Origin of the sequence: Roseovarius aquimarinus (assembly GCF_043661195.1) — a bacterium.
Lineage (GTDB): Bacteria > Pseudomonadota > Alphaproteobacteria > Rhodobacterales > Rhodobacteraceae > Roseovarius > Roseovarius aquimarinus.
This window is the reverse complement of sequence record NZ_JBIHMM010000001.1, coordinates 994084-1018759: the sequence shown is the minus strand read 5'-3', so window position 1 is coordinate 1018759 and position 24676 is coordinate 994084. Positions and strand designations below refer to the sequence as shown.

Annotated in this window: 25 protein-coding genes and 1 tRNA gene; 18 read left to right on the top strand and 8 right to left on the bottom strand. The window is 65.9% G+C overall.

All coding sequences use genetic code 11. From position 1 onward, the window contains the following. Positions 1 to 121 precede the first annotated feature (121 nt). Positions 122 to 1261 (bottom strand): alpha-hydroxy acid oxidase, encoded by a 1140-nt coding sequence (locus ACGRVM_RS04820; RefSeq protein ID WP_377168142.1) that lies wholly within the window; start codon positions 1259 to 1261, stop codon positions 122 to 124. A gap of 135 nt (positions 1262 to 1396) precedes the next feature. Here ACGRVM_RS04820 and ACGRVM_RS04815 point away from each other — a divergent pair, with 135 nt between their 5' ends. Next, positions 1397 to 2302, top strand: coding sequence for a DMT family transporter (locus ACGRVM_RS04815; RefSeq protein WP_377168144.1), 906 nt, complete (start codon positions 1397 to 1399; stop codon positions 2300 to 2302). Between the two features lie 5 nt (positions 2303 to 2307). On the opposite strand, the gene ACGRVM_RS04810 is transcribed toward ACGRVM_RS04815, so the two are convergent. Both ACGRVM_RS04810 and ACGRVM_RS04805 read right to left on the bottom strand, forming a co-directional pair. Beyond that, positions 2308 to 3009, bottom strand: coding sequence for a dimethylsulfonioproprionate lyase family protein (locus tag ACGRVM_RS04810; protein WP_377168146.1), 702 nt, complete (start codon positions 3007 to 3009; stop codon positions 2308 to 2310). A gap of 175 nt (positions 3010 to 3184) precedes the next feature. Next, positions 3185 to 4744 (bottom strand): ABC transporter substrate-binding protein, encoded by a 1560-nt coding sequence (locus tag ACGRVM_RS04805; protein ID WP_377168148.1) that lies wholly within the window; start codon positions 4742 to 4744, stop codon positions 3185 to 3187. 322 nt (positions 4745 to 5066) lie between these two features. Here ACGRVM_RS04805 and betI point away from each other — a divergent pair, with 322 nt between their 5' ends. The 3 genes from betI to ACGRVM_RS04790 all read left to right on the top strand — a co-directional run bounded on the left by betI (position 5067) and on the right by ACGRVM_RS04790 (position 7521). Next, positions 5067 to 5675, top strand: a complete 609-nt coding sequence (gene betI, locus ACGRVM_RS04800; protein WP_377168150.1) for a transcriptional regulator BetI — start codon at positions 5067 to 5069, stop codon at positions 5673 to 5675. Next, entirely contained in the window at positions 5672 to 7186 is a 1515-nt protein-coding gene (gene betC, locus ACGRVM_RS04795; RefSeq protein WP_377168152.1) for a choline-sulfatase, read from the top strand. The genes betI and betC overlap by 4 nt, the downstream gene beginning before the upstream one ends. 80 nt (positions 7187 to 7266) lie before the next feature. After that, positions 7267 to 7521, top strand: coding sequence for a YdcH family protein (locus ACGRVM_RS04790; RefSeq protein WP_377168154.1), 255 nt, complete (start codon positions 7267 to 7269; stop codon positions 7519 to 7521). Here the strand turns inward: ACGRVM_RS04790 and ACGRVM_RS04785 are convergent. Together ACGRVM_RS04785 and ACGRVM_RS04780 are read right to left on the bottom strand one after the other, a co-directional pair. Then, positions 7506 to 8891 carry a helix-turn-helix domain-containing protein gene (locus ACGRVM_RS04785; protein ID WP_377168156.1) on the bottom strand — a complete coding sequence of 462 codons (1386 nt, stop codon included), beginning with the start codon at positions 8889 to 8891 and terminating at the stop codon, positions 7506 to 7508. The two genes, ACGRVM_RS04790 and ACGRVM_RS04785, sit on opposite strands and share 16 nt — an antisense overlap. A gap of 35 nt (positions 8892 to 8926) precedes the next feature. Then, positions 8927 to 10156 carry a multidrug effflux MFS transporter gene (locus tag ACGRVM_RS04780; protein WP_377168158.1) on the bottom strand — a complete coding sequence of 410 codons (1230 nt, stop codon included), beginning with the start codon at positions 10154 to 10156 and terminating at the stop codon, positions 8927 to 8929. A 189-nt stretch (positions 10157 to 10345) separates the two neighbouring features. Between ACGRVM_RS04780 and ACGRVM_RS04775 the strand changes: the two genes are divergently transcribed. The 8 genes from ACGRVM_RS04775 to ACGRVM_RS04740 all read left to right on the top strand — a co-directional run bounded on the left by ACGRVM_RS04775 (position 10346) and on the right by ACGRVM_RS04740 (position 16682). After that, the gene (locus ACGRVM_RS04775; protein WP_377168160.1) at positions 10346 to 11878 is read left to right on the top strand and encodes an acyl-CoA carboxylase subunit beta; all 1533 of its coding nucleotides are present in this window, start codon (positions 10346 to 10348) and stop codon (positions 11876 to 11878) included. Between the two features lie 111 nt (positions 11879 to 11989). Continuing rightward, entirely contained in the window at positions 11990 to 12256 is a 267-nt protein-coding gene (locus ACGRVM_RS04770; protein WP_377168162.1) for a DUF7218 family protein, read from the top strand. Positions 12257 to 12300: 44 nt separating this feature from the next. Beyond that, on the top strand, positions 12301 to 12624 hold the full coding sequence (locus ACGRVM_RS04765; RefSeq protein WP_377168164.1) for a DUF6497 family protein: 324 nt from the start codon (positions 12301 to 12303) through the stop codon (positions 12622 to 12624). Positions 12625 to 12838: 214 nt separating this feature from the next. Continuing rightward, on the top strand, positions 12839 to 12988 hold the full coding sequence (locus ACGRVM_RS04760) for a hypothetical protein (protein WP_377168166.1): 150 nt from the start codon (positions 12839 to 12841) through the stop codon (positions 12986 to 12988). A gap of 96 nt (positions 12989 to 13084) precedes the next feature. Next, complete coding sequence (locus ACGRVM_RS04755; RefSeq protein ID WP_377168168.1) at positions 13085 to 13447, top strand: hypothetical protein; 363 nt, start codon at positions 13085 to 13087, stop codon at positions 13445 to 13447. 379 nt (positions 13448 to 13826) lie between these two features. After that, positions 13827 to 14048 (top strand): hypothetical protein, encoded by a 222-nt coding sequence (locus ACGRVM_RS04750; RefSeq protein ID WP_377168170.1) that lies wholly within the window; start codon positions 13827 to 13829, stop codon positions 14046 to 14048. Positions 14049 to 14156: 108 nt separating this feature from the next. Then, on the top strand, positions 14157 to 16157 hold the full coding sequence (locus ACGRVM_RS04745) for an acetyl-CoA carboxylase biotin carboxylase subunit (RefSeq protein WP_377168172.1): 2001 nt from the start codon (positions 14157 to 14159) through the stop codon (positions 16155 to 16157). 36 nt (positions 16158 to 16193) lie between these two features. Continuing rightward, a complete protein-coding gene (locus ACGRVM_RS04740; RefSeq protein WP_377168174.1) occupies positions 16194 to 16682 on the top strand; it encodes a hypothetical protein in 489 nt (162 codons plus the stop codon). Positions 16683 to 16710: 28 nt separating this feature from the next. Here the strand turns inward: ACGRVM_RS04740 and ACGRVM_RS04735 are convergent, their stop codons facing one another. Next, entirely contained in the window at positions 16711 to 17172 is a 462-nt protein-coding gene (locus ACGRVM_RS04735) for a DUF4174 domain-containing protein (protein WP_377168176.1), read from the bottom strand. Positions 17173 to 17348: 176 nt separating this feature from the next. Between ACGRVM_RS04735 and ACGRVM_RS04730 the strand changes: the two genes are divergently transcribed. Beyond that, positions 17349 to 18302 carry a hypothetical protein gene (locus tag ACGRVM_RS04730; protein WP_377168178.1) on the top strand — a complete coding sequence of 318 codons (954 nt, stop codon included), beginning with the start codon at positions 17349 to 17351 and terminating at the stop codon, positions 18300 to 18302. Beyond that, positions 18256 to 20388, top strand: a complete 2133-nt coding sequence (scpA, locus tag ACGRVM_RS04725; RefSeq protein ID WP_377168180.1) for a methylmalonyl-CoA mutase — start codon at positions 18256 to 18258, stop codon at positions 20386 to 20388. Before ACGRVM_RS04730 ends, scpA begins: the two co-directional genes overlap by 47 nt. Positions 20389 to 20553: 165 nt before the next feature. On the opposite strand, the gene ACGRVM_RS04720 is transcribed toward scpA, so the two are convergent. Further along, positions 20554 to 20629, bottom strand: a tRNA-Met gene (locus ACGRVM_RS04720). A gap of 187 nt (positions 20630 to 20816) precedes the next feature. Between ACGRVM_RS04720 and ACGRVM_RS04715 the strand changes: the two genes are divergently transcribed. The 4 genes from ACGRVM_RS04715 to ACGRVM_RS04700 all read left to right on the top strand — a co-directional run bounded on the left by ACGRVM_RS04715 (position 20817) and on the right by ACGRVM_RS04700 (position 23087). Further along, positions 20817 to 21428, top strand: a complete 612-nt coding sequence (locus tag ACGRVM_RS04715) for a VOC family protein (RefSeq protein WP_377168182.1) — start codon at positions 20817 to 20819, stop codon at positions 21426 to 21428. Beyond that, positions 21425 to 21913, top strand: coding sequence for a GNAT family N-acetyltransferase (locus ACGRVM_RS04710; protein ID WP_377168184.1), 489 nt, complete (start codon positions 21425 to 21427; stop codon positions 21911 to 21913). The genes ACGRVM_RS04715 and ACGRVM_RS04710 overlap by 4 nt, the downstream gene beginning before the upstream one ends. Positions 21914 to 21981: 68 nt before the next feature. Next, the gene (locus ACGRVM_RS04705) at positions 21982 to 22662 is read left to right on the top strand and encodes a TerB family tellurite resistance protein (RefSeq protein WP_377168186.1); all 681 of its coding nucleotides are present in this window, start codon (positions 21982 to 21984) and stop codon (positions 22660 to 22662) included. Positions 22663 to 22724: 62 nt separating this feature from the next. After that, entirely contained in the window at positions 22725 to 23087 is a 363-nt protein-coding gene (locus tag ACGRVM_RS04700) for a hypothetical protein (RefSeq protein ID WP_377168189.1), read from the top strand. On the opposite strand, the gene ACGRVM_RS04695 is transcribed toward ACGRVM_RS04700, so the two are convergent. Beyond that, positions 23084 to 24667, bottom strand: coding sequence for a Ppx/GppA family phosphatase (locus tag ACGRVM_RS04695; RefSeq protein ID WP_377168191.1), 1584 nt, complete (start codon positions 24665 to 24667; stop codon positions 23084 to 23086). The genes ACGRVM_RS04700 and ACGRVM_RS04695 overlap by 4 nt on opposite strands. Positions 24668 to 24676 lie beyond the last annotated feature (9 nt).

Sequence of the window (24676 nt, the reverse complement as noted above, 5' to 3'; positions counted from 1 at the left end):
GCAAATCGCCGCAGTGCAGCGCAACTTTTTTCTGACATTCTAGAAATCGCGGCTCCGGCGCGCGACATATGCGGCGTAGAGCCCCCTGCTTTGCGACATTCATCGCCGCAGAGAGCGCGGTCTATGACGCGGGCATGAGGCGGGCCGGCAGATCGGGCAGGCACCGCGCGCCGAGCTGGCCCATATTGGCGCTCATGTCCGCGCTGAGAATGCGCACGAGATGCGGCAGACCTTCGGGGCCGAGCGCGGCCAGCGCGTAGTGCCACGGGCGCGCCATCATGACGAAATCCGCGCCGAGGGCCAGAGCGCGCAGGATGTCGAGCCCGCCGGTGATCCCGCCGTCGAAGATGAGCGGCAGGTCCGTCGCGGCGCGCAGGAGCGGCAGTTGCCGCACGCTGGCGGGCGCCCCGTCGAATTGCCGCCCGCCATGATTCGAGATCCAGACCGCATCGACGCCCGCCGCCTCGAGCCGGGGCAGATCCGCGGGATCAAGGACGCCCTTGACCACGAGCGGGCCGTCCCAATTGGCGCGCAGCCAGTCGAGATAGGACATGTCGGGCGAGGTGCGCAGCATGTAGCCCGCATGCGCGGTCGACGGCAGGCCCGACGTCGTGCCCGCATATTTGTCGATCATGCGCATGCGCGGCATGCCCATCCGCGCCATGCCCATCGCCCAGGCGGGCCGCAGCGCCACCTGCGCCATCAGGCGCGGGCCGAGGCGCGGCGGCTGCGTGAGCCCCGAGCGCGTCTGCCGCTCGCGCCGAGAGGCCACGGGCACGTCCACCGTCAGCACCAGCACCTTGAAGCCCGCATCGCGCGCGCGGGCCAGCATGTCGCGGCGGATCTCCTCATCGCGCGGCGGATAGAGCTGGAACCAACCCTCGCCGCCGACATGCGGGCCGACCTGCTCGGGCGTCTGGGCCGCGACGGTCGAGAGCGTGTAGGGCAGCCCGGCCGCCGTCGCCGCGCGGGCGAGGTGCCGCTCGGCGTCGGGCCAGATGAGGCCCGACATGCCCACGGGGCCGATCCCGAAGGGCAGTGGATGGGCGCGGCCGAACAGGGTGGTCGAGAGGTCCGGCTCGAACTCGCCATGCAGGATCGAGGGCATCATCTCGATGCTCTGGAGCGCAGCGGGGCCGGCATGGCGCGCGCGCTCGGTGCCGGTGCCGCTGTCGAGATATTCCCACACGAAACGGGGCAGGCGGGCGCGGGCGCGCGCCTTGAGATCGCTGATCGCGGGGTATCTCGTGTCATGGCTCATGGCGCGCATTTGGCGCAAGCGCCCCGGCCTTGTCCAGATGGCTTGAGCGGCGCGTTATAACGCGCGTCTATGGCTTTGAAAAAGGTCGCGCGTGCTCTCTCGACATTCCCCGCGCTTTGATCTCTGAATGCGGAAATGGATAGCGAAATCAATTCACGGCCCGGCTGGGGCATCTTCTGGATGATCGTCACCGGCCTGCTCTTCGTGGGCGTGACCGCGCTGGTCAAGACGATCGGCTCGCGTATCCCCGCCGCCGAGAGCGCCTTTCTGCGATACGCGCTCGGCCTCGTTCTGCTTGTGCCGGCCATACCCGCGCTGCGGCGCGCGCGGCTGACGCCGCGGCTCTGGCTCATCTTCGGCGCGCGCGGTGCGGTGCATACGGTGGGCGTCGCGCTCTGGTTCTTCGCGATGGCGACGATCCCGATCGCGGACGTGACGGCGATGAACTATCTCGCGCCGATCTACGTCACCATCGGAGCGGCGCTCTTTCTGGGCGAGCGGCTGGCGATGCGGCGGCTCATCGCGGTTCTGGTCGCGCTTCTGGGGGCGGTCATCATTCTGCGGCCCGGTCTGCGCGAGGTCGGCCCCGGCCATATGGCGATGCTCGTCACCGCGATCAGCTTCGGCGGCTCCTACCTTCTGGCCAAGCTGGCCACGGACGAGACGTCGCCCGCCGTGGTGGTGACGATGCTGTCCGTCACCGTCACAATCGGCCTTGCACCCCTTGCCGCGCTCCATTGGGTGACGCCCACGCTTTTCGAGCTCGTCACGCTTTTCGGGGTCGCGGTGCTGGCCACGGCCGGGCATTACACCATGATGCTCGCCTTCCGCGCGGCGCCTCTGGCGGTGACGCAGCCGATGACCTTCCTGCAACTCGTCTGGGCCGTGATGCTGGGTGCGCTCGTCTTCGGTGAGGCGGTGGACCCGTTCGTCGTGCTGGGCGGGATGGTCATCGTGGGCTCGGTCAGCTTCATCACCTGGCGCGAGGCGGTGCTCAAGCGCCGCGCGATCACGCCCCCGGCCAACGCCACCAAATTCTGAGCGTCTCAGCCTGATTTGGACCTGCGCGGCGGCGTCAGCTTCATGTCCGGCGCGGCGAGGCGCTGGGCCGGCCCGACCCAGGCATAGGCCAGAAGGCAGGGATCGCGGTCGCCCGTGGTGATGCGGTGCTCGACGCCCGATCCGTTGTAAATGAGCGAGCCGGGTGCATAGACCGCGCCGTTGTTTTCCGACCACGCGCCCGCCACCGAAATATAGCTTTCCTCGATCTCGTGATGGCTGTGCTGCGGATAGGTCGTGTTGGGGGCGAAAAGAACGAAGCCGAGATTGAGCCGATCCGACAGGATCGGCCCTTTCTGGCCGAGGATCTCGCAAAACGCGTATTTGCGCATCAGGGGCTTCGGCATCTGCTCGTAGCCGTATTCCCACGTGAGCCAGCTGCGCACCTCGCGCAGCGCGCGGGCCATGCCTTGCATCGCCGCGCGCTCGCCCAGATCGAGCGCGCGCGCGAAATGCGCCGTCACCGGCAGGGTCGTCGCCTCGCGCGGAGTGATCGGTGGATTGGCGGCGATGGTGGCCGAAAGGCCGTCGCGCACGCGTTTGCGGTGGCTGCGGATCACGCTGCTGCCGCCATCCGAGCCGAAGCGATAGAGCGAATCGAACTCGCGCAGCAGATAGAGCCAGTCGGGGCTGTCGGCGAGGCGAGGCGTGGTCGGCGCGTCGGGGGCGGTCGTGTCGGGAAATGTCATGCGGCGCAATCCTTGCTCCAGGGTGTCGCCCGCCAGTTTCCTCAGGATCGGCTCCCACGCAAGCCCGGCCTGCGCGTTGGGCGCGAATGTCGCACGAAAAAGGCCGCCGGAAATACCCGGCGGCCTTTGTAAATGCTGTGAGGGCAGGGGCGCCGGAGCGCCCCCGCGCGATGGATCAGGCGAACCACCAACGCTCGGCCCAACGCTCGCCGTCCATATCCCAGTTGGAGGCGATATTCTCGGGCTTGCCGATCTTCTTGGACGAGGCAAAGACGTAGTTGGCGAACATCGGGATGACGATCGCGCCCTGCGTGCTCACGATCTCCTGAAGCTCCCAATACTGCTGGCGGCGCTTGTCCTGATCGAGTTCGGCACGGGCCTCTTTCAGCAGCGCGTCGAATTTCTCGTTGCACCAGAACCCGTCGTTCCAGTCCGCACCGCAGGTGTAGGCGGTCGAGAACATCTGGTCCTGCACCGGGCGACCGCCCCAGTAGACGGCGGTGAAGGGCTTCTTCATCCACACGTCCGACCAGTAGCCGTCATTCGGCTCGCGCACGACCTTGAGGTTGATGCCCGCGTCCTTGGCCGAGTTCTGATAGAGCGTCGCCGCATCGACCGCGCCCGCGAAGGCCGCGTCGGATGCCGAAAGGCTCACATCGAGCGAGTCGAGGCCCGCTTCCTTGAGGTAGAACTTGGCCTTGTCGGGATCGTAGGTCTTCTGCTCGAGCTCGGTGTTGTAGAATTGCTGGCCCTGTCCGATCGGGATGTCGTTGCCGACCGAGCCGTAGCCGAAGAGGATCTTCTCGACCAGCTCCTCGCGGTTGATCGCGTATTTCATCGCGAGGCGCACGTTGTTGTCGTCATAAGGCGCCTGGTTGGCGGACATGGCGAAGGTGAAATGCTGGGTGCCGGCGATGGACGAGATGTCCAGGTCGGGGTTGCGCGCCAGAAGGCCGATGGTCTTGAGGTCGAGCTTGTCGATGCTGTCCACATCGCCCGAGACCATTGCGGTGGTGCGCGCGTTCTGGTCGGTCAGCGACAGAAGTTCGATGCTGTCGAACCATGCGACATCGTCGCGCCAATGGTTCTCGTTGCGCTCGAGGGTCGAGGACACACCGGGATTGAAGTTGGTCAGCTTGTAGCTGCCGCAGCCATCGCCCGACTTCCAGTCGATGCCGGTCTCGCCATTGGCCGGCAGAACCGGTAGGTGATAATCGCTGAGAATGAAGGGGAAGTCGGCATTGCCGCCGTCGAGCGTGAAGATCACGGTATCGCCTTCGATGGCGATGTCCTGGATCGGCGCGACGATGGGCGTCGCCGCCGAGGCCGCATCCTCGCCGCGGTGGAAGTTGATCGAGGCGACGACGTCCTCGGGGGTCACTTCCTTGCCCGAATGATAGGTCACGCCCTTGCGGATCTTGAAGCGCCACACGGTCGCATCGTCTGAGGCTTCCCAGCTTTCGGCGATCTCGGGGCCGACCGAGCCGTCGGCTAGCACTTCGGTGATGTGGCCGTCCTTGGCGAAGGTGATGGCCAGCATGTAGCCGTTATCCCACGTGCCTGGGTTCAGCGTGTCCGTCGTCTGGCCATGGCCCTTGCCGACGCGGAAATGGCCGCCTTTCTTGGGGGTCGAGGCGTAGGCACCGCCGAGCGGCAGCGACGCCGCGATCGCACCGGCGGCGGTGGTTTTCAGAAATCCGCGCCGATCGAGGCGGCCATTGGTGATGAGCGTCATGTATAACTTCCCTTTTGTCGTTTCTTTCCAAGGTCTTGTTGTCTCGTCCCGCCAATGGTGGCGGGGGTGCCTTGTCGGTTCGCGCGGCCTTGGCCCACCGGGCCCGGCCTCGCGAGGCTCGCGTCCTGCACATGGCCGCGAAGGCGGCCGGTGCAGGATTGAAGCGTGCCTTCGAAAGGTAGTCCGCAGCGGACCCAGCTTGCAACCGCTAATGGGGTCGCACGCCGGGCCATGATGCGAGAGCATTGATGTGGTTGATTGACGAGTCAATAAAAAACCAATAGCGCCGTGATGAACATTCAGTGACACGCGAGGCCATGCGATGCCCAAGCTCGGGATGGAGCCAATCCGCCGCGCCGCCCTGGTCAGCGCCACGATCCACGAGATCGGCGCGCAGGGCTCGCTCGACGTGACCGTCGCGCAGATCGCACGCCGCGCGGGCATGTCGGCGGGGCTGGCGCATCATTATTTCGGCTCGAAAGAGCAGATCTTCGCCGCCGCGATGCGCCATATTCTCAGCCTATACGGTGCGCAGGTGCGCGGCGCGCTGCTGATGGCGCACGATCCGCGCATGCGGATCGAGGCGATCATCCGCGCCAGCTTCACCGGAATGAGCACGCGCCCCGAGCATATCGCCGCATGGCTGAATTTCTATGTTCAGGCGCGCAAATCGCCCGAAACGGCGCGGCTGCTGGCGATTTATCACAAGCGGCTCGAGTCGAACCTTCTGCACGCCTTCCGGCAGATCAATCCCGCCCGAGCGGCCATTCTGGCGCGCGGCGTCGCGGCGATGATCGACGGTCTCTACTGCCGCCATGCGATCGGCGCGAACGCCCATATTTCGCAGCGGTCCGTCGAAACCTTGCTGCATTATGTGGCCCTGGCGCTGGACCAGGGCCCGAACCATCAACCCCAAGGAGCCAGCGCATGAGCCGCCCCAACATCCTGATTTTCATGGTCGACCAGCTGAACGGCACGTTCTTTCCGGACGGGCCGGCCGAGTGGTTGCACGCGCCCAATCTCAAGCGCCTCGCCGCCCGCTCCACCCGGTTCGCCAACGCCTACACCGCCAGCCCCCTCTGCGCGCCGGGGCGCGCCAGCTTCATGTCCGGTCTGCTGCCGTCGCGCAGTCAGGTCTATGACAATGCCGCCGAATTCGCCGCCGATATCCCGACCTATGCGCATCACCTGCGCCGCGCGGGCTATCAGACCTGCCTTTCGGGCAAGATGCATTTCGTCGGCCCCGACCAGATGCACGGCTTCGAGGAGCGTCTGACGACCGACATCTATCCCGCCGATTTCGGCTGGACGCCGGATTACCGCAAGCCGGGCGAGCGGATCGAATGGTGGTATCACAACATGGGCAGCGTCACCGGCGCGGGCGTCGCCGAGATTTCCAACCAGATGGAATACGACGACGAGGTCGCCTACGAGGCGACGCGCAAGGTCTATGACTACGCGCGCGGCAAGGACACGCGCCCCTGGTGCCTCACCGTCAGCTTCACCCACCCGCATGACCCCTATGTGGCGCGCCGCAAATACTGGGATCTCTACGAGGATTGCGCGCATCTGCTGCCTGAGGTCCCGGCGATGGACTATGCCGAGCATGACCCGCATTCCAAACGCATCTTCGACGCCAATGACTGGCGCAGCTACGACATCACCGAGGATCACATCCGCCGTGCGCGCCGCGCCTATTTCGCAAACATCTCCTATCTCGACGACAAGATCGGCGAGGTGATGGAGGCGCTCGAGGGCACGCGGCAGGACAAGGACACGATCATTCTCTTCGTGTCGGATCACGGTGACATGCTGGGCGAGCGCGGGCTGTGGTTCAAGATGAGCTTCTTCGAGGGCTCGAGCCGCGTGCCGGTGATGATCGCCGCGCCGGGCATGGCGCCGGGGCGCATCGACACGCCGGTAAGCAATATCGACATCTGTCCGACGCTTTGCGATCTCGCGGGCGTGTCGATGGAAGAGGTCGCGCCCTGGGTCGCGGGCCAGAGCCTCGTGCCGCTGGGGCAGGGCGCGCAGCGCGAGGCGCCGGTGGCGATGGAATACGCCGCCGAGGCCTCCTATGCGCCGCTGGTCTCGCTTCGGCAGGGCAAGTGGAAGTTCAACCGGTGCAGCCTCGATCCGGATCAGCTGTTCGATCTGGAGGCCGACCCGCATGAGCGGACCAACCTTGCGGCCGATCCGGCGCATGCCGAAACGGTCAAGCATTTCAGCGACATGGCCGATGCGCGCTGGGATCTGAAGGCGTTCGACGCGCAGGTGCGCGAAAGCCAGGCGCGGCGCTGGGTCGTCTATGAGGCGCTGCGCGAGGGGGGCTATTACCCTTGGGATTACCAGCCGCTCAAAAAGGCCTCCGAGCGCTACATGCGCAATCATATGGACCTGAATGTCGTCGAGGAAAACGCCCGCTATCCACGCGGCGAGTGAGGGCGTTTGATCCGGGTCAAGGCGCGGGCTGTCACGCCCGCGCAGACTGCATGCGAGCCTGCAATAAAGGAGCACAGCAGATGACCCATGTCCCCCACCAGCTTGCCGCGGAATTCCCCGACAAGGCCGAGGCGATCGCCCGTCTCGAGCAGCAGGACGCGCATTTCGCGCGGCTCACGGCGGAGTACGACGCCGTCAATCGCCTGATCCACAAGGCCGAGACGAATATCGCTCCGATGGACGAGCTTGCCGAGAGCGCCGAGCGTCGCAAGCGCGCCGCCCTCAAGGACGAGATCTACGCGATCCTGGTGAAGGACGCTCAGCCTACCTCGTAGGGAAGAATGCCGCGCGCGTCTGGCCGGATGGTCAGGCGCCGCTCGAGCGGCGGGATTGAGCGCTGATGGCAATTCGTGCGCTCGCAGATGCGGCAGGAGATGCCGATGGGCTCGAAGGCCGCAGGACTCTCGAGGTCGAGCCCGTCGGCATAGACGAGCGATGCCGCATGCTTCACCTCGCAGCCCAATGCGATTGCGAAGCGCCGCACCGGCGCGCCGAAATGCCCGCCCGGTTTCGAGACGTCCCGCGCGAGGTTGATATAGCGCACGCCGTCCGGCGTCTCGGCGAGTTGGCGCAGGAAGCGGCCGGGCGTCTCGAACGCCCGGTGCACGTTCCAGAGCGGGCAGGCGCCGCCGTAGCGCGCGAATTGCATGCGCGTGGCCGAATGCCGCTTGGTGATCGTGCCGGCCTGATCGACACGCACGAAGAAAAAGGGGATGCCCTTCGCGCCGGGGCGCTGGAGCGTGCTGAGCCGGTGGCAGACCTGCTCGATCGAGGCGCCGAAGCGATGCGCGAGGATTTCCAGATCGTGCCGGCAGTCGCGCGCGGCGGCGAGAAACGCGGTGTAGGGCATCATCGCGGCGCCGGCGAAATAATTGGCGAGGCCGATCTTGGCGATGGCGCGCGCCTCGCCCGACTGGAACCGCGCAAGATCGAGCGTCGCCTCGAGCAGCTTGTCCTGCGTCAGAAGCGCGAGTTGCAGCAACATCTGGAAGCGCCGCGTCTCGGGCGCGGCGCGCGCGCTGAGATGGAGCGTCCCACTGGCCCGGTCGAGCCGCCGGAGCGGGCCTTCGTCGCTGTCGCGCAGCTCGATCCCCGCGCGGGCGAGCGCCTCGGCGGCGCCTTCGGGGCCGCTCATGGCGGCGGCGGCCCGTTCGGCGGCGCGGTCGACCGCATCGAGATAATTGTCGCAATAGTGAAAGAAGTCGCGCACCTCGGTCCACGGGCTTTGCTGCGTGTGGGCGCCTTCCGCACCCAAGGCCTCGTCCAATGATGCAAGGCGCTCATGCGTCTGGCGATAGGCCGCGTGCAGATCGAGGAAGGCGCGGGCGAAGCCGGGCGCGTTCGAGGCCACAAGTCGCAAATCCGCAAGCCCGGGTGGTTCGGAAAAGATCGGATCGGCCAGCGCCTCGCGGATATCGCCGGTCATGCGCTCGGCCTCGCCCGAGCCGAGCTCGGTCACATCGAAGCCGAATTCCTGCGCGAGCGCGAGCACCACGGTCGTGCTGACCGGGCGGTTGTTGTTTTCCATCTGATTCAGATAGGGCAGCGACACGCCGAGCCGCGCGGCGAAGTCCTTCTGCGTCAGGTCGATGCGCTGGCGCGTCTCGCGCAGCTTGGCGCCGGCATAGAGTTTGCGAGTGGCCATGCGCGCCTCGTTTGCAGCTTAGCTATGCGCGCAGATTATGTTTGCAAACCCGCGCGCGCAAGCCTCGCCTCGCGGCGCATGACCAGAAGGATCGTCGCGACGGCGCCGATCGCCGTCGCCAGCATGATCCAGAGGAGCGGGAAGGCCCCCGATTGCGGTGTGAGCCAGGCGCCCGCCAGCGCCGAGAGCGCCGCGCCGCCGCCGATCATCATCGCGCCCGCAAGTCCGCTCGCCGTGCCCGCGAGGTCGGGACGGACCGAAAGCGCGCCCGCCGTCGCGTTCGGGATGGTCATGCCGTTGCCGAGACCCATGAGAACCATCAGCCCGAAGAAGCTGAGCGCCGATCCGAGGCCCAGATAGAAAAGCGCGAGGTTGAGAGCGATGCCCGCCATGTTGGCCAAGGTGCCCCAATAGACCATGCGGTTGACCCCGATCTCGACCGAATAGCGCCCCGAGAGGAAATTGCCCGCGAAATACCCCACTGCTGGCGCGCCGAAATAGAGGCCGAGTTCCTGCGGCGCGAGGCCGAAGACATGATCGCCCACATAAGGCGCGCCGCCCAGATAGGCGAAGAACGCGCCCGACGACAGAGCCGCCGCGCCTGCATAGCCCCAGAAGCGCAAGGAGCGGAAAAGGATGGGATATTCGCTGAACTGCTGGCGGAAGGTGAGGCCACTGCGTCCTGCCGTCTCGCCCAGATCCGCCCATGTCAGCGCGAAGATCAGCAGCCCCGCGATGGTCAGAACCCAGAAATTCGCCTGCCAGCCGAAGGCTTCCTCGAGCATGCCGCCGAAGACGGGGCCGACCATCGGCACGATGGCCATGCCCATCGTCACATAGCCGATCATGCTCGCTGCGCGGGCCTGCGGGACCATGTCGCGCACCACCGCCCGGCTGAGGACCATGGCCACCACGATGCCCGCCTGGATCATGCGGAAGGTGAGAAACACCAGCGCGCTTTGCGACAGTGCGCAGCCGATGCTGGCGAGGATGAAGACCGCCATGCCGCCGAGGATCACGGGACGGCGGCCCAGCTTGTCCGAGATGGGGCCGATCAGGATTTGAAGGACCGCGTTGACGGCGAGGTAGAGCGCCACCGAAAGCTGCATCAGCCGGTATGGCGCATCGAAATAGGTGGCCATGTTGGGCAGTGAGGGCAGAAAGATGTTCATCGCCAGCGCCGAAAGGCCGGTCATCAGGATCAGCGTCGAGATATGCGGCGGCGTCTTGCGGTTCAGAAATTCAGAGCGGGGAAGTGTGGCCATGCGATATGGCTAGGTGCGCCGGAGGGGAGAGTCCATCTGCGCCCGGCAGGATATGCAGCTTTGCAAATTGCATCGCGGACCATTGGCTTGATTTGCAAATTTGCCGAATTTTTCTGTCGCGGCGGCCTTCATCCGGTATAGCCTGCGGCCAAACGGCCCGACGGGCCTGATATCTCCGGGGAGGGCGCCATGAAGGACATCTTGCAGGAACTCGAGGATCGCCGCGCCGTGGCGCGCATGGGGGGCGGGCAGGCGCGTGTCGACGCGCAGCACGCCAAGGGCAAGCTGACGGCACGCGAGCGGGTCGAACTGCTGCTCGACGAGGGCAGCTTCGAGGAATTCGACATGTTCGTCGCCCATCGCTGCACCGAATTCGGCATGGAGAAAGAGCGGCCCTATAGCGACGGCGTCGTGACGGGCTGGGGCACGATCAATGGCCGTCTGGTCTATCTCTTCAGTCAGGATTTCACGGTGCTGGGCGGCTCGGTGTCTGAGACGCACGCCAAGAAGATCTGCAAGATCATGGACATGGCGGTGCAGAACGGCGCCCCGGTGATCGGGATCAACGACTCGGGCGGCGCGCGCATCCAGGAGGGCGTGGACAGCCTCGCGGGCTATGGCGAGGTCTTCCAGCGCAACATCACCGCTTCGGGGGTCGTCCCGCAGATCAGCGTGATCATGGGCCCCTGCGCGGGCGGCGCGGTCTACAGCCCCGCGATGACGGATTTCATCTTCATGGTGAAGGATTCGAGCTACATGTTCGTGACCGGCCCCGATGTGGTCAAGACCGTCACGAACGAGCAGGTAACGGCCGAGGAACTCGGCGGCGCCACCACGCATACGCGCAAGTCCTCGGTCGCCGACGCGGCCTTCGAGAACGATGTGGAGGCACTCGCCGAGGTGCGCCGCCTGATCGACTTCTTGCCCTCGTCCAACCGCGAGAAGCCCCCGGTGCGGCCCTTCTTCGACGATCCGGGCCGGATCGAGGACAGTCTCGACACGCTGATCCCCGACAATCCCAACATGCCCTACGACATGAAGGAGTTGATTCTGAAAATCGCCGATGAAGGCGATTTCTACGAGATTCAGGAAGAATTCGCCAAGAACATGATCACCGGCTTCATCCGGATCGAAGGGCAGACGGTGGGCGTCGTGGCGAACCAGCCGATGGTGCTGGCCGGATGCCTCGATATCGACAGCAGCCGCAAGGCCGCGCGGTTCGTGCGCTTCTGCGACTGCTTCGAGATCCCGCTTCTGACGCTCGTGGACGTGCCCGGCTTCCTGCCGGGCGTGACGCAGGAGTATAACGGCGTCATCAAGCACGGGGCCAAGCTGCTCTTCGCCTATGGCGAGGCGACGGTTCCGAAGGTCACGGTCATCACGCGCAAGGCCTATGGCGGCGCTTACGTGGTGATGTCGTCAAAGCATCTGCGCGGCGATTTCAACTATGCCTGGCCTACCTCCGAGATCGCGGTGATGGGAGCCAAGGGCGCGACGGAGATCATCCACCGCGCCGACCGTGACAACCCCGAGAAGCTGGCGGCCCATGCCAAGGATTACGAGGACCGCTTCGCCAGTCCCTTCGTCGCCGCCGAGCGCGGTTTCGTCGATGAGGTCATCATGCCCCATTCCACGCGCAAGCGCGTCGCGCGCGCCTTCGCCTCGCTGCGGGGCAAGAAGGCACCGATGCCGTGGAAGAAGCACGATAACATTCCGCTGTAGGGCCGCAGGGCAGGGCGCTTGTGAAGGCAGACATCACATATCGGGCCGAACGGCCGGGGCCGGGAACCGCGCGGATGCCGCGCGCGTTTTTCGGCGCAAAGGAGGCATGTCATGGCCAAGTCGAACAATGGAAACAGCATCAAGGATGCCGATACCTACGAAGCGCTGCGCGATCAGGGTGCCTCGAAGGAGAAGGCGGCGCGCATCGCCAATGCCAAGGCGAACGACGACATGAGTCCCTCCAGGAAAGGTGGCAAGGCGCCGCCCTACGAGGAGTGGAGCAAGGATGCGCTCTACGAGCGGGCGCAGGAGATCGGCATCGATGGCCGCTCGGACATGGACAAGGACGAGCTGATCGAAGCGCTGCGCGCCCACTGACGGCGGCTTTCGCGGCGCTGGCCGCGCTCGTTTCCGCTCCGGCAATGGCCGACGAGGTCGTGTTGCCTTCGGGCGCAGAGGTCACGCTTTACGAGACGATCGGCGCCGGCACGGCGGAGATGCGGCTTCGCTATGTCTCGGACGGGTTCGATCCGCTGAGCGTCGAGCCCGAAACGCTTCTGGATGACATGACGTTTCTGTGCGAAAGCGGCGCGGTCAGCCCGGGTGAGGGCGAGGCCGGCTCCAAGCGCGTGATCGTGTCGATCGCCGACCGTCCGGCGGATTTCGGCGTGCTCGACACCAGTGTCAGGCAAAGCTTCGAAGCCTTCACCCTCGACGGCGATAGCTGCATCTGGGAGGCTTTTTGATGCGTACACAATATCTTGCGCGGTACATTTCACCTTCACAGCCTTGTGAGGCTTTGAAGACACAGGATCGCCGCATTCGCTCGGCCTTGTATCGCTTTTGCCGAAATTGCACTATCCTCACACGGGATTGCACCCAAGCAGTCCTCACCTCGAAGATACGGCGGGGCGCGTGCGCATGCCCGGTTTCGCCATCCACTAACTACAGGAGATTTCAATGTCGAATGCACTCAAGAGCCTTATGGCCCTCGGCCTGGTCGTCGCAGTTTCGGCCTGCCAGCAGGCCCCCGAAGATGACTTTGTCGTTGTCGAGCCCGAGCCCATCACCATGGAGCCCGCACCGACCGGCAAATACGGCAAGATGTAATCCGGACACCCGGATTACGCCAACGAGGCAGGCCCACGGGCCTGCCTCGATCCTGACGCCCGCATCGCGCCTCGCCCCGTCATCGGAGGGCCTGGCATGATCAAGCATCGCGGGTTTCCCGGCAGATTGCCGTCTTCCGATTACCAATTCACCATTCGCCGCGCCAATCCCAAGGGCGCCACGCCCATCATCCGGCGCGAGCGCTATGCCGACCGGCGCGCGCCCGACCGGCGCGCGGATACGGCCTTTGTGCGGGCGCTCTGGATGTGTTTCGGCGACGAGCCCTTCGAGCGCGGCAATCTCGATGCGGGGCGGCTCTCGTGGCTCTTCGGGCGCGAGGTGCTGCCGGTCTCCGATCCGTTCGATCCGACCGATTACGAGGCGGTGCTCGTGCTCGATGTCGCGGCGGCGCGCCGCGCCTTCCCGGCGGCTTTCGACGAGGATGAGTGGGAGGCATGATGGCGGCAGCGGCATCCATTTCGGCGGGCGGCATGAATTTGCTTACGATTTCGCGATCTGCGCGGAATACAGCCGATAATTGTGTCGCCGCTCAAAATAACTTGGCCGAAGCGCGCAGCGATGGCACCAATGATGAAGTAGTGGCGGACCTCCCCCAAGGGTCCGGGGCACCCTGTCCACACCGTTACCCTTCCCCTGATGGGCGACGCTGCGCGGCAACGCGAGCGTCGCTCTTTTTTTTCGGTGAATCAGGAGCTTGCATTGGTCGGCGGTATCTCGCGCAAATGCGCTTCGTTGGGCTGCATGACTTTGACGGGCGGGCTTTTTTGGCCTCAGGATATGGTGCGCGTGACGCACATATAACAAGAGGCGGAGACCCATGCTCGGAGCAATCAGGAAACAACCCAAGGCTGTATTCGTCATCATCGCGCTCAGCGCGCTGGTGGCCTGCGGCGATACCGTCGTCGAACAGGCGGCGATCGGCGGTGTCGGCGGGCTCGGCGCCTCGGCGATCCTCGATGGCAATCTCGCGGCCGGCGCCGTCGTCGGCGCGGCCGGCAATGTCGCCTTCTGCCAGACCTTCCCGGATCGCTGCAACTGACACGCGCGCTGCGCGCGGTCATCTGATTTCATTCTGTCCAAGACCATCCGTGCCACGGGGTGCGGGTGGTCTTTTCCGTTTCAAGACCAAATCACAAGGGACACGGCCATGTTCAAGAAGATCCTGATCGCAAACCGGGGCGAGATCGCCTGCCGCGTCATCAAGACGGCGCGCGCCATGGGCATCCAGACCGTTGCCATCTATTCGGACGCGGACCGCAACGCCCTGCATGTGCGCATGGCCGATGAGGCGGTGCATATCGGCCCGGCCCCGGCGAGCGAAAGCTACATCGTCATCGACAAGGTCATGAAGGCGATCAAGGATACGGGCGCCGAAGCGGTGCATCCCGGCTATGGCTTCCTCAGCGAGAACGCCAAGTTCGCCGAGGCCCTCGAGGCGGCGGGCGTCGCCTTCATCGGTCCGCCCAAGGGCGCGATCGAGGCAATGGGTGACAAGATCACCTCCAAGAAGCTCGCGCAGGAGGCGGGGGTGAGCACCGTGCCCGGCTACATGGGCCTCATCGAGGATGCCGAGGAGGCGGTCAAGATCTCGAACGAGATCGGCTATCCGGTGATGATCAAGGCGAGCGCGGGCGGCGGCGGCAAGGGCATGCGCATCGCCTGGAACGACGAGGAGGCACGCGACGGCTTCCAGTCCTCCAAGAACGAGGCGAAGTCGAGCTTTGGCGATGATCGGATCTTCATCGAGAAATTCGTGACCCAGCCGCGCCATATCGAGATTCAGGTGCTGTGCGATGGGCATGGCAACGGCATCTATCTGGGCGAGCGGGAATGCTCGATCCAGCGCCGGAACCAGAAGGTCATCGAGGAGGCGCCGAGCCCGTTTCTGGACGAGGAGACGCGCGCCGCGATGGGCAAACAGGCCGTCGCGCTGGCGCAGGCGGTGGACTACACCAGCGCGGGCACGGTCGAATTCATCGTCGATGGCGAACGGAATTTCTACTTCCTCGAGATGAACACGCGCCTTCAGGTCGAGCATCCAGTGACCGAGCTCATCACCGGCGTCGATCTTGTCGAGCAGATGATCCGCGTGGCCAATGGCGAGGCGCTGAGCATCGGCCAGGACGACGTCAAGCTGAACGGCTGGGCGATGGAGTGCCGCCTTTATGCCGAGGATCCCTATCGCAACTTCCTGCCCTCCATCGGACGGCTGACACGCTATCGCCCGCCCGCCGAACTGGCGGTCGAGGGCGCGACGGTGCGCAACGATACCGGCGTCTACGAGGGCGGCGAGATTTCGATGTACTACGACCCCATGATCGCCAAGCTCTGCACCTGGGGTCCGGACCGCATGGCCGCGATCGAGGGCATGCGCGTGGCGCTCGACGCGTTCGAGGTCGAGGGGATCGGGCATAACCTGCCCTTCCTCAGTGCGGTCATGGATCACCCCAAGTTCGTGTCGGGCGATATCACGACGGCCTTTATCGCCGAGGAATATCCCGAGGGCTTCGAGGGGGCGGTGCTGGGCGACGAGATGTTGCGGCGCGTGGCGGCCTCCTGCGCCGCGATGCACCGTGTCGCAGAGATCCGCCGCACGCGCATCTCGGGCCGGATGGACAATCACGAGCGCAAGGTGGGCGATGATTGGAACGTCGCGCTTCAGGGCCAGAGCTTCGATCTGCGCGTCGCCGCGCGTCCGGGCGGCGCCACGGTGCATTTCGCGGATGGCGCGAGCGTCGAGATCACCAGCGACTGGACGCCGGGCGATGCGCTCGCGCGGATCGACGTGGAGGGCGCGCCGCTGCTGCTCAAGGTCGGCAAGATTTCGGGCGGCTTCCGCATCCGGTGCCGGGGCGCGGATCTGAAGGTGCACGTGCGCACTCCGCGTCAGGCCGAATTGGCGGCAATGATGCCCGAGAAGCAGCCGCCCGACAGGTCCAAGATGCTGCTCTGCCCGATGCCGGGCCTCGTTGTGAAGATGAATGTCGAGGTGGGCGACGAGGTGCAGGAGGGGCAGGCGCTCTGCACGATCGAGGCGATGAAGATGGAGAACATCCTGCGCGCCGAGCGGCGCGGCACCGTGTCGGTCATCAATGCGGGTCCCGGGGACAGCCTCGCCGTGGATGAAGTCATCATGGAGTTCGACTGACGCATCATGCCGCGTGTCGCGCCATATTCCCGGCTCATGCTGATCTGGTGCCTCGCCGCGCTGACGCTTGCGGCGTGCAAGCGCAGCAGCGAGGCCGAGATGCGGGAGGTGCTGGAAGGCTGGGCGCCCATCGGCGAGACGCTCGCCTTTTCGGCAGGCCGGGATTGTGCCGCGGGGCTCTTCCGGCTGGTCGATACGCGCATCGCGTCCCGCATGCGCGTGGCGGCAGATGCGCGCGAGGCGGCGATGGTGCTCCGCACGCAAGGCGCCGTCGCGATCGACGATATCCGCCTCAGCCCGGAGGCCGCCATAGCCGCGTTGATCGAGGTCGACAGGGCATCCGGCATGCGCATGCGCCTTGCCGGGCTCGAGGCGCGGCCCTGCATGAGCGCCGAGACGAGCGCCGCATTCGCCGCCGCACTTCGTGCGCCGCGCGCGGTTCTGATGGTGGGGCGCGAGGCCGGGATGCTCGCGCTCATGGATGGCGATGCCGGCCTCGTCATCGCCGCGATGGGGGCCGAATGATGCCGCGCGCCTTGACCAGATCCCGCGGTCAGTCGGGCAGTCCGCGCCGCTCCTCGATCTCCTGCTCGCGCATGGGCAGCTTGTCGATGGTGCGGCTGATCTCGCGCACGTCCCACGGCACGGGTTTGCGCAGGTATATCGTGCCGTCCTTGACCACGAGCGCGAGCATGAAGCCGCGCGGGCGCAACTGCTTGCGCAGCGCGCTCTGCGCCTCGGGGTCGGTATCGGTGAGGATGACCACGTCGCGCTCGATCAGGGCGGGCAATTCGTTCGTCAGAAGCTCCATCTGGCGGATGAATTGCGGATCGCTCGGACTGTCGGCGAAGACCACGAGGGGCCTTTTTTCCCACTTGAATTGTTTCAAATCCACATCGTTGCCCTCGATGACGATGCTGTCGGGGGCGGGGATCGACGCGGTGTCGGCGCTGTCCTGTGCGGCCAGCGGAGCGGCCAATAGGCCAGCGATAACAAAGGGTAATATCGGTTTCATCGGCTCTCCTGTCGGCTATGATATAAGCGGCGATGCGCCGATTGCGATGCGCAAAATGACACCTTTGGCGCAAATTTTCGCGTTAATCGCATGCTCAGCATTCGCCCCTAGCACCGAAGGCCTATCCGGACGCCGCCCATTCCGGCGCGGCGCCGCTCTCAAGGACGGGCCATTTCATGGAGATCATCCTGCATCTCGGGGCGCATCGCACAGCCTCGACCAGCTTTCAGCACTACCTGCGCAAGAACGGCGCGCGCCTCGCCGCGATGGGGATCGGCGTCTGGGGGCCGCCGCGCACGCGGGACGGTCTGATGGAAGGGGTGCTGCCCCGGCCCGGCCTTCCGGGCGCATCGAAGCAGGTGGCACGGGCGGCGGGGCGGATCGCGCTCGCGCTGCACGACGCGGAGGCGGCGGGCATCCGGCAGCTCATCGTATCGGACGAAAACATGATCGGCTCGCCGCGCGGCACGTTGCGGGACGGCAGGCTCTATGCCGCGATGGGCGAGCGCATGGCGCGCTACGATGCGGCCTTCGGCGGGCGCGTCAGCCGGGTGGTTCTGTCTATCCGCGCGCAGGATGCTTGGTGGCCCTCGTGTATCGCCTATGCGGTGGCGCGCGGCGCGCGCTTGCCGAGGTCCGCGCATCTGGCGCGCATCGCGACATCGCCGCGCGGCTGGCGCGACGTGATCACCGATCTGGCCTGCGCCGTTCCCTCGGCCGAGGTGATGGTGATGCCGCACGAGAGCTTCGCCGCGCGCCCCGAAGCGCGGCTCACGGCGATGACGGGGCAGGGCGACGCGCCGCTTGCGCATGCCCGCGAATGGCTGAACCGGGCACCGGACCTCGCCATGCTCAGGCGCCTTCTGCACGAGCGGGGCGGCGATCCGCGCGCCCTGCCGCAGGGGGAGGGCCGATGGCAGCCCTTCTCGCGCGAAGAGCGCGCCGCGCTGAGCGAGGCTTATGCCGACGATCTCTTTTGGCTGCGCGCGGGAGCGGGCGGCTTGGCGACATTGATGGAAGAGCCGGGCAAACCCGAGGCGGGCACGAGACCCGCCGGCCCGGACCAGACAAGAGGACGACCCCATGACCAAGAAGGTGCGAGACGATTGGCGCAAGCTGGCCGAGGCTGAGCTGAAGGGCAGGTCCGTGGAGGACCTCACCTGGCATACGATCGAGGGAATCGACGTGAAGCCGCTTTATACGGCGGAGGATACGGAGGGGCTCGAGCATATGGGCGGCATTCCCGGCGCCGCCCCCTTCACGCGCGGCGTCAAGGCGACGATGTATGCCGGCCGTCGCTGGACGATCCGGCAATATGCGGGGTTCTCGACGGCCGAGGAATCGAATGCCTTCTACCGGCGCAACCTCGCGGCGGGGCAGCAGGGCGTCTCGGTCGCCTTCGATCTGGCGACGCATCGCGGCTATGACAGCGATCATCCGCGCGTCGAGGGCGATGTGGGCAAGGCGGGCGTCGCCATCGACTCGGTCGAGGACATGAAGATCCTCTTCGACCAGATCCCGCTCGATCAGGTGAGCGTCAGCATGACGATGAACGGCGCGGTGATCCCGATCCTCGCCAGTTTTATCGTCGCGGGTGAGGAACAGGGGCACGACAAGTCGGTGCTGTCCGGCACCATTCAAAACGACATTCTCAAGGAGTTCATGGTGCGGAATACCTATGTCTATCCGCCCCAGCCCAGCATGCGGATCATTTCGGACATCATCGAATACACCTCCGAGAACATGCCGAAATTCAACTCGATCTCGATTTCCGGCTATCACATGCAGGAGGCGGGCGCGAACCTCGTGCAGGAGCTGGCCTATACGCTGGCCGACGGGCGCGAATACGTGCGCGCGGCGATCGAGGCGGGCATGGATGTCGACAAGTTCGCCGGGCGGCTCAGCTTCTTCTTTGCGATCGGCATGAATTTCTTCATGGAAGCGGCCAAGCTGCGGGCCGCGCGCCTTTTGTGGCACCGCATCATGACCGAGTTCGGCGCCAAGAACGATCGCTCCAAGATGCTGCGCACCCATTGCCAGACGAGCGGCGTCAGCCTGCAGGAGCAGGACCCCTACAACAACGTGATCCGCACCGCCTACGAGGCGATGAGCGCGGTTCTGGGCGGCACGCAATCGCTCCATACCAATGCGCTCGACGAGGCTATGGCGCTCCCGACCGAGTTCAGCGCCCGCATCGCGCGCAATACCCAGCTGATCCTGCAGGAGGAGACAGGGGTGAGCGCGGTCGTCGATCCGCTGGCCGGGAGCTACTATGTCGAGAGCCTCACCGCGGAGCTGGCCGAGAAGGCCTGGGCGCTGATGGAGGAGGTCGAGGAGATGGGCGGCATGACCAAGGCCGTGGCCTCGGGCATGCCCAAGCTGCGGATCGAGGAATCGGCGGCCAAGCGGCAGGCGATGATCGACCGCGGCACCGAGGTGATCGTGGGCGTCAACAAATATCGCCGCGACAAGGAGGACCCGATCGATCTGCTCGACATCGACAATACCAAGGTGCGCGACAGCCAGATCAAGGGCCTCGAGCGGATCCGCGCCAGCCGCGACCAGTCGGCCTGCGATGCCGCGCTGGCCGAGCTCGAACGCCGCGCCCGTGACGGCGGCAACCTCTTGGAGGCGGCGGTCGAGGCCGCGCGCGCCCGCGCTACCGTAGGAGAGATCTCGATGAGCATGGAAAAGGTATTCGGACGCCACCGCGCCGAGGTGAAGACGCTGGCCGGCGTCTACGGCGCCGCCTATGAGGGCGACGAGGGCTTTGCCGCGATCCAGAAATCGGTCGAGGCCTTCGCCGAGGAGGAGGGCCGCCGCCCCCGCATGCTGGTGGTCAAGATGGGTCAGGACGGCCATGACCGGGGCGCGAAGGTGATCGCGACGGCCTTCGCCGATATCGGCTTCGACGTCGATGTGGGCCCGCTGTTCCAGACGCCCGAGGAGGCGGCGCAGGACGCCATCGACAACGATGTGCATGTGGTCGGAATCAGCAGCCAGGCGGCGGGGCATAAGCATCTCGCGCCCAAGCTGATCGAGGCGCTGCGCGCGCAGGGCGCGGGCGATATCCTCGTGATCTGCGGCGGCGTGATTCCCCAAGCCGATTACGAATTTCTTAAGAAGGCGGGGGTCAAGGCGATCTTCGGGCCGGGCACCAACATTCCCGATGCGGCGCAGGATATCCTGAAGATGATCCGCGAAGCGCGCGCCTGACCTCTTGAGCCGGCGGAATGGCGCGGCGGGGCAGACCCTGCCGCGTCATGCGTTGCCGCATTGGAAGAGGATACGCAACGCAGTGTATCGCCCGCGGGCGCAGGGTCGATGGCCTTTTGACGTCTGTTTTTCGAGAAATCACCACATCGCGCTGCAAGATGTGTTTGGTGGCGTGAGGTGGATTTGAACCACCGACCTAACGATTATGAGTCGTTCGCTCTAACCCCTGAGCTACCACGCCGATGGCGCGTGGCTAAGGCAGAGCCGCGCGCCCGTCAAGGCGGAAATCGCCCTTTCCCGTGCCAAATTTCAGGATCGGTCCAGCCGCGCGCACCGGCCTTCGAAAGGCGCGGCAAGCGGGATTGAACTTCGCCCGGAGGGGCGTTTATGGTCCGGAGCCGAACGCGCCCACCACAGGAGCCGATTGCTTGCTTGAACTCGATCATCTCGCCATCACCGCCGCGACTTTGGAAGAGGGGGACGCGTGGCTGGAAGACGCGCTGGGAACGCGGGCGGGGCCAGGAGGACAGCATCCGCATTTTGGAACGCATAACCGCCTGCTGGGCCTTGCGGGCGGGCTCTATCTCGAGGTGATCGCGGTCGATCCGGATGCGCCTCGGCCCGCGCATCCGCGCTGGTTCGACCTCGACAGCCGCTCCGGCGCGCCGCGCCTCGGCAACTGGATCTGCCGCACCGACGATCTGGCGGCGGCGCGGGCGGCTCTGCCGGATATCGGGCCCGAAGTCGCGCTCTCTCGCGGCGATCTTGCATGGCGCATGGCGGTGCCGGAGGACGGCAAGCTGCCCTTCGAGGGGTGTCACCCGGCCATCATCCAGTGGGAGGCGGGCACGCATCCGGGCGACAGTTTGCCCGATCACGGCATCTCGCTGCGGCGTCTGATCGTCACGCACCCCGATGCGCAGGCGCTCGAGGAGCGGCTTGCGGGCCATCTGACGGATCGGCGCGTCGTCTTCGAGACCGGAAGCACGGCGCTTCGGGCCGAGTTCGACACGCCCGGCGGCTGCCGGTTTCTGGGATGATCGTGCGCGCGGCGGCGCCCGGCGATATCGGGCGGCTGATGGCTTTCTGGAACCCGCAGATCCGCGAAACCTCGATGACATTCACCACGGTCGAGAAAACCGAGGCGATGCTGGCGGCCGATATGGCGGCCTGCGCAGAGGAGGGCCGCGCGTTCCTCGTGGCCGAGGAGGCGGGAGATGTGATCGGCCTCGCCACGTGGTTCCAGTTCCGCAAGGGGCCGGGATACGCGCATTCGGCCGAGCATACCGTCGTGCTCGCCCCCGAAGCGCAGGGGCGCGGCGCCGGGCGCGCGCTCATGGCCGCGCTCGAGGATCATGCGCGGGGGCGGGGCATTCACGTCATGGTCGCGGGCGTCACCGGAGAGAATGCGCGCGGCATCGCCTTTCACCGGGCGCTCGGTTATGTCGAGACGGGCCGCCTGCCGCAGGTCGGGCGCAAGTTCGGGCGCTGGATGGATCTCGTGCTGATGCAGAAGATCCTGTGACGGGATTTTTCGACGCCGCCGGGCGGCTCCGCACTGACACTGACGGGCAAAGGCAGTAGGATCGCATGATGTCGCTCTGGAGCCGCATCACCGAGGCCGTGTCGGCCCTCGCGAATGGCGAGGGGCTGAGCACCGTGTTCGAGCGCCTGCGCACACCGCCCGAGCGGCGCGTGGCCTTCGCCATCGCCGTCATCGCGCTGGGGGCCAAGATGGCCAAGGCCGACGGGCAGGTGACGCGCGGCGAGGTGTCGGCCTTCCGCGAGGTGTTCCAGATCGCGCGCGGCGACGAGGCCGGCGCGGCGCGGGTCTTCAACCTCGCGCGGCAGGACGTGGCCGGCTTCGAGGAATACGCGCGGCGCATCAAGGCGATGTTCGGCGATCAGACCGGCGCGCTGAGCGATCTTCTCGAAGGGCTTTTCCACATCGCGATGGCGGATGGCGAATATCACCCGGACGAGAACAGCTTTCTCGAGCGGGTGGCCGAGATCTTCGATCTGCCCGAGCGGGAGTTCGAGCAGATGCGCTGCCGTTTCGTACCCGATGCGGCGCCCGATCCCTACACCGTGCTGGGGGCCTCGCCCGAGGACGACATGGACACGCTTCGCACGCGCTACCGTGAGATGGTGCGCGCCTCGCACCCTGACCGGATGGTCGCGCGGGGCGTGCCCGTCGAGGCGATGCGCCTTGCCGAGAAGCGCATGGTGGATGTGAACCGCGCATGGGAGCGGATCCGCGCCGAACGGGGCTGAAAACAGGCGCGCGGAATGCTATATTGAAGGTCATGAGACAGAGCTTCGCCTCCCTTGCCCTCATGGCCCTTCTTGCCTTGCCCGCCTCCGCGCAGGAGGCCGAGGCGCCCGACGAGGGCGCGTCGCTGATCGAGGAGGGCGCACGCATGCTCTTCGAGGGGCTGATGCAGCAGACCGAACCCGCGCTCGAGGAATTGCGGCAGATGGCCGAGAAATTCGGCCCGCAGCTGCGCGGTTTTGCCGAGGAGATGGGGCCGGCCCTCGCCGAGATCCTCAAGGATGTCGAGGATCTGAGCGTCTACGAGGCGCCCGAGCAGCTTCCGAACGGCGATATCATCATCCGCCGAAAGGAGCCTCTGCCGAAGGATGCGCCAGAGGGGCCGCTGGAAGATGCCCCGATGCCCGAGGGCGAGATCGAAATCTAGGCGTCGCTCGGCATGTCGGTGACGATGGTGCTGCATCCGAGCGACGAGGCGAGCGATTCGAACCGGGCCTTCGCCACTTCCCCGAAGAGCGGAAGCGCCTCGGGCGCGAGGCTCAGCTCCAGCAGTTTCTTCTTGGGATAGAGGCGCAAGGCGCCCGGATCGGCCTCGCGCTGAAGCCAGAGCATCGCGCCGAAGCGCATCGCTTTGCCGAGGGTCTCCGCGTCGCGGCGCAAGGGCTCGTCGATGAGGCGGCTGACGTCTTCGAAGCGGGTGTGGCCCGTGGAGTTCGAATACCGGTGCAGAAGGGCGAGACCCAGAAAGACGCGCTCGGCATGCTTGAGTCCGCCCAGATTGGCGCGCGTCGCGGTGTCGAAGCAGATGTCGGCCCGGTAGTCGGGGTGAGCGCGCCAGTTGACGTCATGCAGAAGACAGGCCGCCTTGATGAGGCGCACGCGCTCGGGCTTGGCCTTGGGAAAGAGCGGCATGATGAAATGGTAGAGCACCTTGCCGAAGCCCGGCACGCGCGCATCCTTCGATTCGCTGAACCGGCAGGCCTCGATCAGCGGATCGCGGTCGCGCAATTGCTGGGGCATCTGCTCGTAGAGCATGCCCTCGCGGATGCCGTAGCTCGACACGGCGATGTCATGCGGCTTGAAGATGCGCACCACCTCGCGCAGCACCTCGGCGGCTTGCGGGACAAGGGCCATGCGCGCTACCGAGACGCCCGCGCGCTTGGCCAGGGCATCGAGATCGCCGGAGGACTGGATGTAGGACAGCGTATCGCGCACGGATGCGGCGCGCATGCGGTATTCGTGCAGGACGTGGAGCGGGTAGTTGCGCCGCTCCATGTCGATCCGTGCGATGGCGCGCCACGAGCCGCCGACAAGAAAGAGGCGGTTCTTCTGCTCGCCGAGTTCCTTCGTCATCGCCTCCACGGTCTCGGAGATGTATTTGCGGCGCGCGCGGCGTCCGCCCTTCATGTCGCGCAGCTTGAGCGGGCCGAGCTGTGAGGTGACGCGCCGCCCGACCTCGCCGCCCCGGATCTCGGCCAGTTCCATAGAGGAGCCGCCGATATCGCATACGAGGCCGTAGGCGCCGGGCCAGCCCAGCAGCACGCCCTGCGCCGAGAGCCGCGCTTCCTCGCGCCCGTCGATGACCCAGAGCGTGAGGCCGGTCTCTTCCTCGACCTCGCGGCGGAAATCCTCGCCGTCGATCGCCTCGCGCACGGCGGCGGTGGCGGCGCAGGTGAGCGGTCCGGTCTCCATCGCGCGGGCGAGATGCGCAAAGCGGCGCAGCGCCTCGAGGGCGCGGCGGCGGCCATCGGGATTGAGGCGTCCTGTTTCCGACATGCCCGCGCCGAGGCCGCACATGATCTTTTCGTTGAAGAAATAGGCCGGGCTGCGCGCCGCCCCGTCGAAGACGACCATCCGGACCGAGTTCGACCCCACATCGACGACGCCGACGCGGCTGAGCGCGCGGGCAGAAGGCTTGTCGAAGATCGCGCGTCCGAACGGGGTGAAGGTTCCGGTCCGGTTGTCGCTGCGCTCTGTGCCGTCGCCTTGGGGTTCGGTTGCGCTCATCGGGTCACC

What these genes read in the sequence shown, in the direction of transcription:
- ACGRVM_RS04820 (WP_377168142.1), bottom strand. Translation starts at nt 1,261, where the DNA reads ATGAGCCATGACACGAGATACCCCGCGATCAGCGATCTCAAGGCGCGC.
- ACGRVM_RS04815 (WP_377168144.1), top strand. Translation starts at nt 1,397, where the DNA reads ATGGATAGCGAAATCAATTCACGGCCCGGCTGGGGCATCTTCTGGATG.
- ACGRVM_RS04810 (WP_377168146.1), bottom strand. Translation starts at nt 3,009, where the DNA reads ATGACATTTCCCGACACGACCGCCCCCGACGCGCCGACCACGCCTCGC.
- ACGRVM_RS04805 (WP_377168148.1), bottom strand. Translation starts at nt 4,744, where the DNA reads ATGACGCTCATCACCAATGGCCGCCTCGATCGGCGCGGATTTCTGAAA.
- betI (WP_377168150.1), top strand. Translation starts at nt 5,067, where the DNA reads ATGCCCAAGCTCGGGATGGAGCCAATCCGCCGCGCCGCCCTGGTCAGC.
- betC (WP_377168152.1), top strand. Translation starts at nt 5,672, where the DNA reads ATGAGCCGCCCCAACATCCTGATTTTCATGGTCGACCAGCTGAACGGC.
- ACGRVM_RS04790 (WP_377168154.1), top strand. Translation starts at nt 7,267, where the DNA reads ATGACCCATGTCCCCCACCAGCTTGCCGCGGAATTCCCCGACAAGGCC.
- ACGRVM_RS04785 (WP_377168156.1), bottom strand. Translation starts at nt 8,891, where the DNA reads ATGGCCACTCGCAAACTCTATGCCGGCGCCAAGCTGCGCGAGACGCGC.
- ACGRVM_RS04780 (WP_377168158.1), bottom strand. Translation starts at nt 10,156, where the DNA reads ATGGCCACACTTCCCCGCTCTGAATTTCTGAACCGCAAGACGCCGCCG.
- ACGRVM_RS04775 (WP_377168160.1), top strand. Translation starts at nt 10,346, where the DNA reads ATGAAGGACATCTTGCAGGAACTCGAGGATCGCCGCGCCGTGGCGCGC.
- ACGRVM_RS04770 (WP_377168162.1), top strand. Translation starts at nt 11,990, where the DNA reads ATGGCCAAGTCGAACAATGGAAACAGCATCAAGGATGCCGATACCTAC.
- ACGRVM_RS04765 (WP_377168164.1), top strand. Translation starts at nt 12,301, where the DNA reads ATGGCCGACGAGGTCGTGTTGCCTTCGGGCGCAGAGGTCACGCTTTAC.
- ACGRVM_RS04760 (WP_377168166.1), top strand. Translation starts at nt 12,839, where the DNA reads ATGTCGAATGCACTCAAGAGCCTTATGGCCCTCGGCCTGGTCGTCGCA.
- ACGRVM_RS04755 (WP_377168168.1), top strand. Translation starts at nt 13,085, where the DNA reads ATGATCAAGCATCGCGGGTTTCCCGGCAGATTGCCGTCTTCCGATTAC.
- ACGRVM_RS04750 (WP_377168170.1), top strand. Translation starts at nt 13,827, where the DNA reads ATGCTCGGAGCAATCAGGAAACAACCCAAGGCTGTATTCGTCATCATC.
- ACGRVM_RS04745 (WP_377168172.1), top strand. Translation starts at nt 14,157, where the DNA reads ATGTTCAAGAAGATCCTGATCGCAAACCGGGGCGAGATCGCCTGCCGC.
- ACGRVM_RS04740 (WP_377168174.1), top strand. Translation starts at nt 16,194, where the DNA reads ATGCTGATCTGGTGCCTCGCCGCGCTGACGCTTGCGGCGTGCAAGCGC.
- ACGRVM_RS04735 (WP_377168176.1), bottom strand. Translation starts at nt 17,172, where the DNA reads ATGAAACCGATATTACCCTTTGTTATCGCTGGCCTATTGGCCGCTCCG.
- ACGRVM_RS04730 (WP_377168178.1), top strand. Translation starts at nt 17,349, where the DNA reads ATGGAGATCATCCTGCATCTCGGGGCGCATCGCACAGCCTCGACCAGC.
- scpA (WP_377168180.1), top strand. Translation starts at nt 18,256, where the DNA reads ATGACCAAGAAGGTGCGAGACGATTGGCGCAAGCTGGCCGAGGCTGAG.
- ACGRVM_RS04710 (WP_377168184.1), top strand. Translation starts at nt 21,425, where the DNA reads ATGATCGTGCGCGCGGCGGCGCCCGGCGATATCGGGCGGCTGATGGCT.
- ACGRVM_RS04705 (WP_377168186.1), top strand. Translation starts at nt 21,982, where the DNA reads ATGTCGCTCTGGAGCCGCATCACCGAGGCCGTGTCGGCCCTCGCGAAT.
- ACGRVM_RS04700 (WP_377168189.1), top strand. Translation starts at nt 22,725, where the DNA reads ATGGCCCTTCTTGCCTTGCCCGCCTCCGCGCAGGAGGCCGAGGCGCCC.
- ACGRVM_RS04695 (WP_377168191.1), bottom strand. Translation starts at nt 24,667, where the DNA reads ATGAGCGCAACCGAACCCCAAGGCGACGGCACAGAGCGCAGCGACAAC.